At 71.9% G+C, this 13,035-nt stretch carries 12 protein-coding genes; 7 read left to right on the forward strand and 5 right to left on the reverse strand.

Annotated features, from left to right (window positions below; translation table 11 throughout):
• Window positions 1-3: 3 nt before the first annotated feature.
• The 4 genes from GQF42_RS04280 to GQF42_RS04295 all read right to left on the reverse strand — a co-directional run bounded on the left by GQF42_RS04280 (window position 4) and on the right by GQF42_RS04295 (window position 4,028).
• A complete protein-coding gene (locus GQF42_RS04280) occupies window positions 4-2,058 on the reverse strand; it encodes an acetate--CoA ligase family protein (RefSeq protein ID WP_158917783.1) in 2,055 nt (684 codons plus the stop codon).
• 1 nt (window position 2,059) lies between these two features.
• Window positions 2,060-2,251 (reverse strand): ferredoxin, encoded by a 192-nt coding sequence (locus tag GQF42_RS04285; RefSeq protein ID WP_158917785.1) that lies wholly within the window; start codon window positions 2,249-2,251, stop codon window positions 2,060-2,062.
• Between the two features lie 80 nt (window positions 2,252-2,331).
• Window positions 2,332-3,588: an NADH-ubiquinone oxidoreductase-F iron-sulfur binding region domain-containing protein gene (locus GQF42_RS04290; RefSeq protein WP_158917787.1), complete on the reverse strand. Its 1,257-nt coding sequence runs from the start codon at window positions 3,586-3,588 to the stop codon at window positions 2,332-2,334.
• Window positions 3,585-4,028 (reverse strand): hypothetical protein, encoded by a 444-nt coding sequence (locus GQF42_RS04295; protein WP_158917789.1) that lies wholly within the window; start codon window positions 4,026-4,028, stop codon window positions 3,585-3,587. Before GQF42_RS04295 ends, GQF42_RS04290 begins: the two co-directional genes overlap by 4 nt.
• 489 nt (window positions 4,029-4,517) lie before the next feature.
• On the opposite strand from GQF42_RS04295, the gene GQF42_RS04300 reads away from it, so the two are divergent.
• The 7 genes from GQF42_RS04300 to GQF42_RS04330 all read left to right on the forward strand — a co-directional run bounded on the left by GQF42_RS04300 (window position 4,518) and on the right by GQF42_RS04330 (window position 12,614).
• Window positions 4,518-5,699, forward strand: coding sequence for an aromatic ring-hydroxylating oxygenase subunit alpha (locus GQF42_RS04300; RefSeq protein WP_158917791.1), 1,182 nt, complete (start codon window positions 4,518-4,520; stop codon window positions 5,697-5,699).
• A gap of 173 nt (window positions 5,700-5,872) precedes the next feature.
• The gene (locus tag GQF42_RS04305) at window positions 5,873-6,997 is read left to right on the forward strand and encodes a polyamine ABC transporter substrate-binding protein (RefSeq protein ID WP_233273230.1); all 1,125 of its coding nucleotides are present in this window, start codon (window positions 5,873-5,875) and stop codon (window positions 6,995-6,997) included.
• Window position 6,998: 1 nt separating this feature from the next.
• Window positions 6,999-7,892, forward strand: coding sequence for an ABC transporter permease (locus GQF42_RS04310; RefSeq protein WP_158917793.1), 894 nt, complete (start codon window positions 6,999-7,001; stop codon window positions 7,890-7,892).
• Window positions 7,889-8,776, forward strand: coding sequence for an ABC transporter permease (locus tag GQF42_RS04315; RefSeq protein ID WP_158917795.1), 888 nt, complete (start codon window positions 7,889-7,891; stop codon window positions 8,774-8,776). The genes GQF42_RS04310 and GQF42_RS04315 overlap by 4 nt, the downstream gene beginning before the upstream one ends.
• 3 nt (window positions 8,777-8,779) lie before the next feature.
• Window positions 8,780-9,850 (forward strand): ABC transporter ATP-binding protein, encoded by a 1,071-nt coding sequence (locus GQF42_RS04320; protein ID WP_158917797.1) that lies wholly within the window; start codon window positions 8,780-8,782, stop codon window positions 9,848-9,850.
• Window positions 9,851-9,874: 24 nt separating this feature from the next.
• On the forward strand, window positions 9,875-11,188 hold the full coding sequence (locus GQF42_RS04325; RefSeq protein WP_158917799.1) for a flavin monoamine oxidase family protein: 1,314 nt from the start codon (window positions 9,875-9,877) through the stop codon (window positions 11,186-11,188).
• Window positions 11,181-12,614: an aminobutyraldehyde dehydrogenase gene (locus GQF42_RS04330; RefSeq protein ID WP_158917801.1), complete on the forward strand. Its 1,434-nt coding sequence runs from the start codon at window positions 11,181-11,183 to the stop codon at window positions 12,612-12,614. Before GQF42_RS04325 ends, GQF42_RS04330 begins: the two co-directional genes overlap by 8 nt.
• On the opposite strand, the gene GQF42_RS04335 is transcribed toward GQF42_RS04330, so the two are convergent.
• Entirely contained in the window at window positions 12,604-13,026 is a 423-nt protein-coding gene (locus tag GQF42_RS04335) for an SRPBCC family protein (RefSeq protein ID WP_158917803.1), read from the reverse strand. The genes GQF42_RS04330 and GQF42_RS04335 overlap by 11 nt on opposite strands.
• Window positions 13,027-13,035 lie beyond the last annotated feature (9 nt).

The following is a 13,035-nucleotide window of genomic DNA, read 5'->3' on the forward strand; positions in this document are numbered from 1 at the left end:
GGGTCAGGCGAGTACGGCGCGGGAGTCGAGAGCGAGGACGCCGTGCGGGCGGACGAGCAGGGGGTTGACCTCGATCTCGGCGATCTCCGGGTGCGCGGCGGCGAAGGCCGTGATCGTCGCGACGGCCGCCGCTGCCGCGACGAGGTCGACGGGGGGCCTGCCGCGCACCCCGCCGAGCAGGGCGGCGGCGCGCAGTCCGCGCAGCAGGCGCAGGGCGTGCTCCGCGGTCACGGGAGCCAGGGCGAAGACGACGTCGCGCAGGGTCTCGGCCAGTACGCCGCCCAGGCCCACCATGGCGACGGGGCCGAATCGGGGGTCGCGGTCGACGCCGACGATCAGCTCGACACCGTCGGACAGGTCCGCCATCGCCTCCACCGAGTAGGACGAGGCACCGAACCGGGCGTGCATCTCGTGGAAGGCGGCGCGGAGTTCGTCGGGTCCGGCCAGGCCGAGCGCGACACCGCCCGCGTCGGACTTGTGCAGCAGATGGAGTGCCTTGAGGACGTAGGGTCCGCCGAACTCCGCGGTCGCGGCGAGGAGTTCGGCCTCGTTGTGGACCTCCCGCGCGGCCGGGAACGACAGGCCGGCCGCCTCCAGGGCCCTGCGGGTGTGCAGATAGCCGCTCTCGCGCAGCGGGGCAGCGGGCGGGGGAAGGGGGGCCGGGCCCGGATGCGGCGCGCCGGGTGTCGTCGCGGCGAGGGCGCGGGCGGCGTCCTCGGTGGCGCCGAAGACCGGGATGCCTGCCGCGGCCAGGGTGCGGCAGGTCGGCGAGTCGGGATACATCGACTGCACCACGAGCGGCTTCGCGCAGGCCCGGTGGCGGTCGGCGATGAGGCGCGCTGCGGCCCGTTCCCCGTCCGCGAGGACCGTGCCCCCTCCCCCGAGTCCGCCGCCGGCGTGCGCGTAGCCGCCGAAGTAGCCGGTCATCAGGACGGCGTCGACCTCCTCGGCAGCCAGCAGCGCGGCGACGGTCTGCGCGTACGAGCCCGGGTCCTGCTCGCCCATCCCGGCGAGGTCCACCGGATTGGCGACGGCCGACTGCTCCCAGAGGACCTTGCGGAGTCGATCCCGTGTCGGCGGGTGGAGTTCGGGGACGGTCAGGCCGGCCGCCTCGACGCTGTCGGCGGCGATGACGCCGTGGCCGCCGCCGTCGGTGAGGATGGCGACCCGGCGGCCCGGCGCTCGCCTCGCGCCGTTCAACGCGGCCAGGACGACGGTGAGTTCACGCGGGGTGGCGACCAGTTCCACACCGGCGTCCCGGCACGCCGCGCTCACCACGTCGGCCGAGGTGGTCAGGGCCCCGGTGTGCGACTGGGCGCTGCGTGCGGAGGCGTCGCCGCGTCCGGCGGTGAGCAGCACCACGGGCTTGCCGGCCTCGGCGGCTGCCTCGGCGAAGGCGCGTCCGTCGGCGAAGTCCTCCGCGTAGACCGCGATGGCGTGGGTGCCCTCGTGCCGCGCGCAGTCGGCGAGCAGGTCGACGAGGGTGACGTCGGCCTGGTTGCCGAGCGAGACGAACCGGGAGAAGCCGAGGCCGTGCGGGTGGAAGCGGAGCTGGAGTTCCAGGGCGAGGTTGCCGCTCTGGCTGAGGAGCGCGATGCCGCCGGGGGTGAAGGTGTCAGAGGCAAGGAAGAGGTCGGTGGTGTTGTCCGCGAGCCCGAGGCAGTTCGGCCCGACCATCACCGCACCGGCGGCACGCACGCGTGCGGCGACGGCGTGCTGGCGTGCCCGTCCGGTGTCGCCGGTCTCCGCGAAGCCGGCGGTGATGGCGACGACGGCCCGGGCGCCGCACTGCAGGGCCTCGTCGACGGCGTCCTCGAACCCGGCGGCGGGCACGGCGACCACCGCCAGGTCGACGGCTTCGCCGATCGCGCTCAGGCTGGGGGCTGCGGTGCGCCCGAGCACGGTGCCGCCACGCCGGTTGACCAGGTGGACGGGGCGGCGGCCGTTCGCGCGCAGGGCCTGGGCGGCGATGGCGTGGCCGTACTTGGCGGGGTCGTCGCTGGCTCCGACTACGGCGACGGAGACGGGGTCGAAGAGAGCCGACAGGTCTCGTCTCACGTCACTTCACCAGCCGCAGTGCGGAGTTGGGGCAGGCGGCCACCGCGGCTGCCGCGGCGTCGGCGCGATCGGCGGGCACTTCGCCGACGAGCACCTGGGCGTAGCCCCAATCGTCCAGGTCGATCAGTTCGGGTGCGGGTTCCTGACAGAGGCCGTAGCCCTGGCAGCGGGTGGAGTCCAGCAGGAGTTTCACGGGGCGGTCCTTTCGGTGCGACGGGTCGCGACGGGTCGGGGGCGGCTCGGCGGGTCGGGTGGCGGGAGCCGGGGCGGCGGTCAGGGCACCGGCACCGCGAACCGGCGGCCGTCATGTGGTGCCGGGTCCGCGCACGTGGGGCAGGTGGCCTCGCGGTGGGCGGCGATCCGGCCGGGGAAGTGGGCGAGGAGGGTGGAGACGACCCGGGCGGCGGCATCGAGCAGGCCGCAGGCGCCGCGCCCGGGCAGCTCCCGCGACCAGCGGCGCAGCCGGTCCGTCGCCGCGTCGTCCGCCTCGCCGCGGGCCATGGCCGCGAGGCTCCCGGCCAGCGCCCCGGTACCGGAGATGCACACCCCGCACTGCCGGGCGCTCTGCGCGGCGAGGTAGCCGGCGGCCTCGGTGGCCACGGCGACGGGGCAGTCCTCGGGGAGCAGGAAGTGGAGTGCGCCGCAGCCGAGCGCGCCGCCGGCCGCCCTCAGGCGGTCGTGGTCGAGGCGGAGGTCGCTCCAGCCGGCGCCGTGCAGTCCGCCGAACAGGCCGCCCAGCAGGACCGCCCCGGCCCTGCCGTGTCCACAGAGGTCGGCGAGGACCTTCAGATGCGTTCCGACGGGCACCTCGGCCAGCGCGGCGGTGGATCCGCCTGATCCGCTGACCGTCACCAGATGGGCACCGGCCACGGCCGCCGCGGCGTCGGGGCATGCACGCATCACGGCGATCCGCGCCAGCGTCTCGACGTTGGCGACCAGGGTGGGCGCGCCGCCGATCCCGGCCTCGAAGGGGCGCGGCGGCTTCGCCGTGGGCAGGGCAGGGCCACCCTCGATGCGCCGTACGACCGCGGTCTCCTCTCCGGCCACGTACGCGGGGTCCGTCCGTACGACGTCGACGCTCAGGCCGGTGGGACGCTCGGTGAGCGCGTGCCGGACGGCCTGCTCGGCGCGGGCGTCGGAGAGGTAGACGAAGCCGCGCTCGGCACCGGTCATGGCCGCGGCCAGCCACAGGCCGTCCAGGATCAGGTGCGGTCGGTGGCGCAGCAGCCACCGGTCCTTGACCGATCCGGGCTCGCCCTCCTCGCCGTTGGCGACGACGACGGCCCGGCCGGGTGCGTCGCGGACGGCGCGCAGCTTCACGGCGGTGGGGAATCCGGCGCCACCACGGCCGCGCAGCCCGACGGCGTGGATCCGGTCGAGCAACCGGTCCCGCATGGTCAGCGGCGCGTATCCGCCCACCGCGAGGTACGCGGGCAGGTCCTCGACACCGCGGTACGGCTCGGCGCCGAAAACCGGTGAGACGAGCAGGCCGGGCTGCCCTTCGGGAAGGAGGGAGTGGACGCCGGTCATGTGGTGCTCCCGGGCTCGATGTGGCTGGTGTGCTCCGAGCGGTTGGGGTGACGCACGTGGTGCAGCCGTGCCAACGCCCGTTCCAGTTCCTGCCGTTGGGTGGCAGTGCGCGCGTAGGCGGTGCCGGGCAGACCGATCAGCATGCGGTGGTGGTCGAGGACGACCTCTGCGGCCACCGCCACCGCCGCCGGCCCGGGGTCGGCGGTCGTGGCTCCGTGCGCCGCCCTGACCACGAGGTCGGTGACCTCGCCTAGGTAGCGCAGCCAGTTGTGCTGTGTGCCGCGCAGCACCAGCCGCTCGACGCGCTGCCGCTCGGCGGTGACCAGGTCCGACGGCGGGTGACCGGCCGCCGGTGCGCGCAGGGCGGCCACCGCGGCGGGCAGTTCCTGTTCGGGCTCGGGCGTGAGACCGAGCCATACCAGGCTTCGGCGGGCGCTCATGCGTGCCTCCTTGGTCGCACCGTGTCCGGGCGGGCCGGAGACGGGGTGGCGCGGCGACGGAGTGGACGGGAGATCTTCCGTGCCCGGTCGGAATGCGGGCGGGAAGCAGGTACAGGGTGTCCGTGCCGGCCGCGGGGCCGGGCACGGCATGGACAGGGGTGTCCTGAGCGGTGCGACGTCCTCGGCCGGAGCCGTGCACCGCCTGGACCGGGGGTGTCCGGACAGGGACCCCGGGTGGCGCGGATCGGAGTCCGCGGGCTGATGGAACTGGCCACGAAAGGCCCTGTGCGGGCCCTGGCCATCTCCCTGTTTCGAGACTAACTAACTAATTAGTCAGGACACAAGTCTTGACTTGCCGCCACTGCGAGCGCACTCTGACTAATCAATTAGTCAGCCGGATCCCAGCAGGTCGGAAGCCCGCTCCTGCGCAGAATTCCCCGGCACAGCCTCACCGCCCATCGCCGCCGCCGCGGCGCGGAGGAGGACCTCATGCACCCCTCGACGACCACCCGGGCAGCCGCCGTCTCCGCTGCTCCGCCACAGTCGCCCCCGGAGCACCCCGGGGAGGCGCTACCGGCCCACTACTACACAGATCCGGCCATCGCCGAGGCCGAGACCGACCACATCTTCGCCAAGTCCTGGCAGCTCGTCTGCCACGAGTCCGACCTCCCCGGGCCCGGCGCGCGCCTGACCGCCACCGCGGCGGGCCGTGACGTGCTGGTGGTCCGCACCGAGGACGGCAGCCTCGCCGCCCATCTCAACGTCTGCCGGCACCGCGGCACCCGCCTGGTCTCGGAGCCCGAGCCGTCCGGCAAGGCGATCCGCTGCCCGTACCACGGCTGGACCTACAAGCTGGACGGACGCCTCGTCGGCGCCCCCGAGGCACGCAGGATCCCCTGCCTGGACAAACCCGGACTGGGTCTGCACCCGGTCAATGTCGAGTCCTTCCTCGGCTTCGTCTTCGTCAACCTCGACATGGAGGCGACCCCGCTCGCCGAGAGCTGTGCCGGACTTGCCGAGGCGGTCGGCCGCTACGCCGGGCCCGACCTCGTCCCCGTCGGCAAGCACCGTATCCACGACGCCGCGAACGGCGAGGAGCAGCACGCCAACTGGAAGGTGATCGTCGACAACTACCTCGAGGGCTACCACGTCCCCGTGGCCCACCCCGCACTCATGCGGTTGCTGGACTACCAGGCGTACGTGGTGGACGAGTTGCGGGAGCACTATGTCCTGTTCGAGGTACCGCTGCGCGACAAGCCCTCCTCGAACTGGACCGAGCGGCTCTACCAGCGACTGGCCGCCCCGATGCCGGGTCTGGCCGAGTCCGACCGGCGTGTGTGGCGGTACGCCGTGATCTATCCGAACACCCTCATCGACTTCTACCCTGACCACGTGCTCGCATGGACCGTTCTGCCCACCGCCCAGGACCGCGCGGCGATCCCCGGCGGCTTCTACACGCGCCACGGGGAGAGCACGCGCACCCGGCTGGCCCGTCGGCTGAACATCCACATCGGCTGGGTGACCAACGACGAGGACGCCGAGCTGGTGGAACGGGTGCAGGCCGGTCTGCGCACGCCCGGTTTCGAGCCGGGCCCGCTCTCGCAGCGCGAGGCAGCCGTCGGCTGGTTCGCCCGCCGGGTCAGGGACGACCTCAAGGGCGACGCACTGTGACCACCACCCGCGCGCCGTACACCGTGCGCCTGCTCACGGGCTTACCCCTCCCCCGCTGACACACACTCGCACCCTCCCAGACCGGTCTTCCCTGCGGAGTCAGGGCCCGTAGTGAGCCGACCAGCCGGTCCAGCCCTGGAGTTGTGCCGTTCCTCGACGAAAGAGGACGTTCCGTGTCACCCGAGGTACTTCCACCGACCCGACGCGCCGTGCTGCGGGCCGGCGCCTGCGGGCTGCTGGGCACCACAGCCGCCGGCTGCGGGTTCATGCCCGCGAAAACGCCGGATGCCCAGCAGCTCGCCCCGGTCAAGGCGCATGTCGACGGCGATCTCGTCTACTTCAACTGGGCCGACTACGTCGACCCGTCCGTGTTCAGGGGCTTCGAGAAGGAGTACGGCGTCAAGGTCATCCAGTCGAACTTCGACTCCATGGAAGGCATGGTCGCCAAACTCAACGCCGGTAACCGCTACGACGTGGTCTTCCCCTCCGCCAAGTGGGCCCAGCGCCTGGTCCGCGGTGGCCGGCTGCGCCGTATCGACCACTCCCAACTCCCCAACGCACATGCCGTCTTCGGCACGTACACCTACTTCGCGGATCCCTGGTACGACCCCGGCTCCGCGCACACCGTCCCGTTCACCACGTACAAGACCGGCATCGGTTGGCGTCGCGACCGGATCGGCGAACTGACCGGCTCCTGGCGCGACTTGTGGAGCGACATGGCGCGCGGCAAGGTCTTCCTCCTGGACGACCGCGACGAGGTCCTCGGCATGGGCGCCCTGGAAATCGGCCTGCCGGTCAGCACCGGGAACACCGGTGACCTCGACCGGATCACCTCCCTGCTGGGCACCCTGCGGCCACGGCTGCGCGGCTTCTCCAGCGACAGCTACAACAACCTCCTCAACGGCAACGCGGTCATGACACAGGCGTGGAGCGGGGACATGGCCGCCATGCTCAACCAGGCCAAGGATCCCTCCGTGTTCGGCTTCGAGGCCCCCAAGGAGGGCACGCCGATCAACTCCGACTGCTACGCCATCCCCTGGAACGCCCCCCACCCCGGCACCGCGATGCTGTTCATCGACTACATGCTGCGGCCGGAGAACGTGAAGAAGAACATCGAGTACATCGGCTACCCGATGCCGGTGGCGGGCACCGAGAAGACGTACGCCGACCTGGTCAAGCCCTTCCCCGAATGCCTCGTCACCGAGGACGACCTCAAGGCCGACCTGTTCTTCCGCAACGGCAGCCGCGCGGCGGAGGACGCCCGCGACACCGCATGGACCCATGTGAAGGCGGGCTGACATGGCACTGTTGCGCCCCTCCTCGCGCACCCGCAGGCGCGGCGCCGACGGCGACCGCATCTGGACCTGGCTCATGCTGCCGGGCACCCTGTGGATGACCGGGTTCCTGATCGCCTCGCTGGCGCTGGTCGCCGTCCTCGCCGTCGGCACCACCGACGACCTCGGCAACCCGCGCTTCGGCTTCGACCTGTCCGGCGTCCGTGCCCTCGCCGATCCCGCCTACACCGAGGTCCTGGCCCGCTCCCTCGGCTACGCCCTGCTGACCTGCGCGATCTGCCTGCTGATCGCCTACCCGGTGGCGTACACCATCGCCCTGCACGGCGGACGGTACAAACACGCGCTGATCGCCGCGATCGTGGTCCCGTTCTTCGCCAACTACCTGGTCCGCATGTACGGCTGGTCGGTCGTCCTGTCCGACGACGGACCGGTGCTGCGTGCGCTGCGGGCCGTCGGGCTGGCAGACGCGAACACAAAGATCCTCAACACCGGCGTCGGGGTGGTCGCGGGTCTCGTCTACGGCTTCGTCGTCTTCATGATCATCCCGCTGTACGCGGCCCTGGAGCGCCTCGACGTCTCGCTCATCGAAGCCGGCCGCGACCTGTACGGCGGCCCCGTCCGCACCTTCTTCTTCGTCACCCTGCCCGCCACCCGGCAGGGCGCGGCGGCCGGGCTCGTCCTGGTCTTCCTGCCCTCGATGGGCGACTTCGTCAGCGCACAGCTCATGGGAGGGCCGGACCAGATCATGATCGGCAACCTGATCCAGGACAAGTTCTTCCAGGGCCAGAACTGGCCGCTGGGCTCCGCGCTCACCATGCTGCTGATGCTCGTCCTGCTGGTCGGGATGTTGGGCTACCTGCGGCGCACCCGTAAGGACGAGGCGGAGGCCCGCCGATGACCCTGCTCAAGCTGCCCTCCGCCACGGCCGCCTCACGTCCGGCGCTGCGTCCCCGCGCCCGAGGCCGGCGGGGCCGTGCCGGCCGCAAACCCCGCGTGCTCGTCGCCGTCACCGCACTCTTCTTCGCCCTGCTCTACCTGCCCATCGCGGTCGTCACCCTGTTCTCGTTCAACTCCAAGAAGTCCCCGACCGTCTTCGGCGGGTTCAGCCTGCGCTGGTACCGCGCCTTCGTCCACGACGACGTACTGATCTCCTCCCTGGGGACCAGTCTGCGCATCTCCCTGGTGGCGATGGCCGGTTCGGTCGTGCTCGGGGTGGCGCTCGCTCTCGGCCTGGTGCGCTGCCGCACCCGGCTGGGCCCGCTGGCCGGACTGATCATGCTGGTGCCGCTGATCACGCCGGAGATCGTCACCGGCGTCGCGTCGATGCTGCTGTTCAAGGGGCTGGGCGTGGACCTGTCCACGGGCACGGTGATGCTCGCCGAGATCACCTTCTCGATCTCCTACGTCACCGTCATCCTGCGCTCCCGGGTCGCCGCGCTGAATCCGGAGGTGGAGGAGGCCGCGATGGACCTCGGCGCCACCCGCTGGCAGGCGGTCCGGCTGGTGACCCTGCCGGCTCTGCTGCCTGCCGTGCTGGCCAGTGCCGTACTGATCTTCGCGCTGGTCTTCGACGACTTCGTCCTCGCCTACTTCACCACCGGCGTCGACCCCCAGCCACTGTCCGTGCGGATCTACTCCGCGATCCGCTTCGGGGTGCAGCCCACCATCAACGCCGTCGGCACGCTGATGCTCGTGGGATCCGTGTGCCTGATCGCGCTGGCCCTGTTCATCCCGCGCCTCTTCGGCCGCCGCGGCGGCCTCGACATCCTCTCCGGAGAGTGACCCATGGACGCGACCCCGGCCGTCCGCCTCGACGGCGTCTCCAAGCAGTTCGCGGACTCCTACGCCGTCCGCCGTCTCGACCTCGACATCGAGGCCGGCCACTTCTTCTCGCTGCTGGGCCCCTCCGGCTGCGGCAAGACCACCACCCTGCGCATGATCGGCGGCTTCAGCGACCCGACGGAGGGCGCGGTGCTGCTCGCCGGTGAGGACGTGACCGCGCTGCCGCCGAACCGGCGCAACGTCAACACGGTCTTCCAGAGCTATGCGTTGTTCGACCACCTGAGCATCGCCGACAACGTCGCCTTCGGCCTCAGGCGCAAGGGTGTCGCCAAGGCCGACATTCGGCAGCGAGTCGGCGAGATGCTGGACCTGGTCCAGCTCACCGGCCTCGCCGGCCGCAGGCCGAGTACTCTCTCCGGCGGCCAGCGTCAGCGCGTCGCGCTCGCCCGCGCGCTGGTCAACCGTCCGGCCGTCCTGCTCCTGGACGAGCCGCTGGCCGCCCTCGACCTCAAGCTGCGCCGGCAGATGCAGGTGGAGCTGAAGCAGATCCAGCGCGAGGTCGGCATCACCTTCGTCTTCGTCACCCATGACCAGGACGAGGCGCTGACGATGTCGGACCGGATCGCCGTGCTGAGCGAGGGCCGCATCGAGCAGTGCGGCACCCCCGAGGACGTCTACGAGCACCCCGCCAGCCGGTTCGTGGCCTCCTTCATGGGCACGTCCAACCTGATGACCGGGACCTACCGGGGCGGCGAGGTGTCCCTGGACGGCGGTCCCGCCCTGCCGGTCGGCGCCCGCACCGGCATCACGGACGGCGCCCCGGTCAGCGTCTCGGTACGCCCCGAGAAGATCTGGCTCTCCGATTTCGAGCCGGACATGTCGGTGCTGTCGGGAGTGATCCGCGAGACGGTCTACAGCGGCCCGACCACGACCTACCTCATCGAACTCGCCCCGGGCGTCACGCTGTCGGTGCTGGAGCAGAACACGGCCCGCGCGCGCATGGAGGACCGCTGGAGCGGCGGCGAGACGGTGGAGTTCGGCTGGCGGCCGGAACACTGCCTGGTCCTGGCCTGAGTCACTTCGCAGGGAGCGAAACCGATGCATCACGACGTGATCGTGCTCGGGGCCGGGCTCGCCGGCCTCGCCGCCGCGCGTGACCTCGCCGCCGTCGGCACCGACGTGCTCGTCCTGGAGGCCCGGGACCGTGTCGGCGGCCGGGTCGAGCAGACCCGCACGCCCGACGGCCGTACCGTCCAGCTGGGCGGCGAAGTGGTCGGCTCGGCGCACACCGCCTACCTTCAACTCGCCAAGGAACTTGGCCTGGAGCTGGTTCCCAGCTACGTCGCCGAACCCGGCCGTCTCACCCGTTCCACCCCCGAAGGGCTGTCCGCCGGAGACCCACCGCACTGGTTCGGCCCCGGCGACATGACCCAACACCGGCGGCTCGGCGAGGAGTTCAGCGATCTGGCCGCCACGGTCGACCCGAACGACCCCTGGTCGCACCCGGAGGCGACTGCCCTGGACCGGCTGTCCGTGGCCGACTGGCTGCGCTCCTGCCATGCCTCACCCGCCGTGGTACGGCTGTGGGACATCGGTCAACTGGCCCTGGCCGGGGGATCGTACGAACGCATCTCGCTCCTGGCGGCGCTGCGCAAGAGCGCCGCGGTCCCCGGCACGGGCGACTACGACTACGACGACTGGGAGGGGCTGCGACCGGCGGCCGGATCGGCCACCCTCGCGGAGGTCATGGGCCGCGAGCTGGGCCCGCGCATCCGCCTCGGCGCGCCCGTCGCCGCACTGGACGTACGGCCCGGCCACTGCACCGTGCGCCTGGTCACCGGCGAGGTCCTCACTTCGGCCGCAGTGGTGTGCGCCCTGCCGGTGGGGCCGCTGCGGTCGGTCGCCGTCACCGGCGTGAGCGACGCCCGCCTCGGCTCGCTGCACCGCCAACGCCAGGCGACGGCCGCGAAGTTCACCGCCGTGTACGACCGCCCCTTCTGGCGCGCCGACGGCCTCAGCGGCCTGTCCGAGACCGAAGGCGTGCTGGGCAGTACCTGGCCGCAGAACGAGGGCGTGCTGTCGGCGCTGGTACCGCCCGAGCGCTACGGCGTCCTGCTGGGCACGCCGCCTCACCGGCGCACCCTCGAGCTGCTCGCCGAAGTCGCCACCATGTTCGGCGACGAGGCGCTGCGGCCGTCCTCCTGTCACCTGCGGCTGTGGGGCAGCGACCCGTGGACCCAGGGCTATGTCACCCAGTGGCCGCCGGGCGAGGTGATGGCGGTCGGCCCGCTGCACGGTACCCACGAACCACCGTTCTACGTCTGCGGCTCGGACCAGTGGGTCGCGGGGTACATGGAAGGCGCGGTCCGCACCGGCCGGGCGGCTGCCGAGGAGGCGTTGCACCGTGGCTGAGAACACCGGCCTCACGACCGTCCTCAACCACATCGGCGGCAAGGAGGTGCCGGCCGCCTCGGGCATTACCCTGCCGTTGGTCGATCCCGCCACCGCGCTCCCGCACGGCACGGCTCCGGTCTGCGGACCGGAGGATGTGGACGCGGCCTGCCGGGCGGCGCGGGAGGCCTTCCCCGGCTGGTCGGCCTCCACTGCGGCGGCACGGCAGACCGCGCTGCTGCGCCTCGCCGACGCCCTGGAACGGGAGGCGGCTGCCGTGGCGGACGCCGAGGTGGGCGACACGGGTAAGCCGCGGGCTCTCTTCCTGGCGGACGAACTGCCCGCGATCGTGGACGTGTTGCGCTATTTCGCCGGAGCCGCGCGCAACCTGCCGGGCGTCGCGGCCGCCGAGTACACCCCGGGCCGCACCTCGATTCTGCGGCGCGAACCGGTCGGCGTCTGCGCCCAGATCACGCCGTGGAACTACCCGCTGATGATGGCCGTCTGGAAGATCGCCCCCGCGCTGGCCGCCGGCAACACGGTCGTGCTGAAACCATCCGAAACCACCCCCTCGTCCGCGGCGCTGCTCGCCCGGCTGGCCGCCGAGCAGCTACCGCCCGGCGTGCTCAACGTGGTGTGCGGAGACCGTGACACCGGACGTCTGCTCGTCGCCCACCCCGACGTCCGGCTGGTCGCCGTCACCGGCAGTGTCCGCGCCGGACAGGAGATCGCGGCCGCCGCGGCGGCGGACCTCAAGCGGCTGCACCTCGAACTCGGCGGCAACGCGCCGGTCCTGGTCCACGAGGACGCCGATCTGGACGACGCGGTCGAGCAGTTGTCGTACCTGTCCTTCTACAACGCGGGCCAGGACTGTACGGCGGCGACCAGGATCCTGGTCGACCGGCGGATCCACGACGCCTTCCTGGACGCCTTCGCGCGCCGGGCCGCAGAGCGCGTACCGGGTACCTCCGAGGACGATCACGCCGACTTCGGGCCACTCGCCCATGCCGGCCAACTCGCGGCCGCGTGTGGGGTGTTGGAACGGCTCCCGGCGCACGCCGAGGTGGTCGCCGGGGGCGGGGTGCCGGACCGGCCCGGCTACTTCCACCGGGCCACGGTGGTCGCCGGAGCGCGGCAGGAGGACGAGATCGTACGGAGTGAGGTGTTCGGCCCGGTCGTCACCGTGCAGCCCTTCGCCGACGAGTCCGAGGCCTTGCGGATGGCGAACGCCGTCCCGCAGGGGCTGGCCGCAAGTGTCTGGACCCGCGACCACGACCGCGCCATGCGCGCGAGCCGGGCGCTGCACACCGGCATCGTCTGGGTCAACACGCATGGCACGACCGTCTCGGAGATGCCGCACGGCGGCGTGCGGCACTCCGGGTACGGCAGTGATCTCTCCCTCACGGGTCTGCTGGACTACACGCAGGTCAAGCACGTCATGCTGTGACGCCTGCCGGACCGCCCTCGAGGATCTCCTTGAGGGCGGCGAGTTCGGTGTCGACCAGGTCGGTCTGCTGCCTGAACTCCGAGTCGGTGAGCGACGGCGGCTGATGGAAGGTGATCATGAACTCGGTGCCGTCGCCGTTGGGAACCACGCGGGCCGGGACCCGCCAGGAGGCGGTGTCGTCGACGTAGTCGTGATCGAGGATGCCGAACTCGGCGTTGGCCCGCAGCCGGAGCCCGGCCGGGCCCAGCGGAGTGGACATCCGCCACCAGTCGGGGTCGTCGGTGGGTTCGATGGACCGGACGTTGACCACGGCCCACCTGGGCCAGTTGGCAGGGTCGGCGAGGAAGGCGAACACCTGCTCGCGCGGGCGGTCGATGCCGATGGTCTTGGTGACGGAGTTCTTGATGCTCATGATGCGCTT

This window comes from Streptomyces broussonetiae (assembly GCF_009796285.1).
In the GTDB taxonomy this organism is placed as follows: domain Bacteria; phylum Actinomycetota; class Actinomycetes; order Streptomycetales; family Streptomycetaceae; genus Streptomyces; species Streptomyces broussonetiae.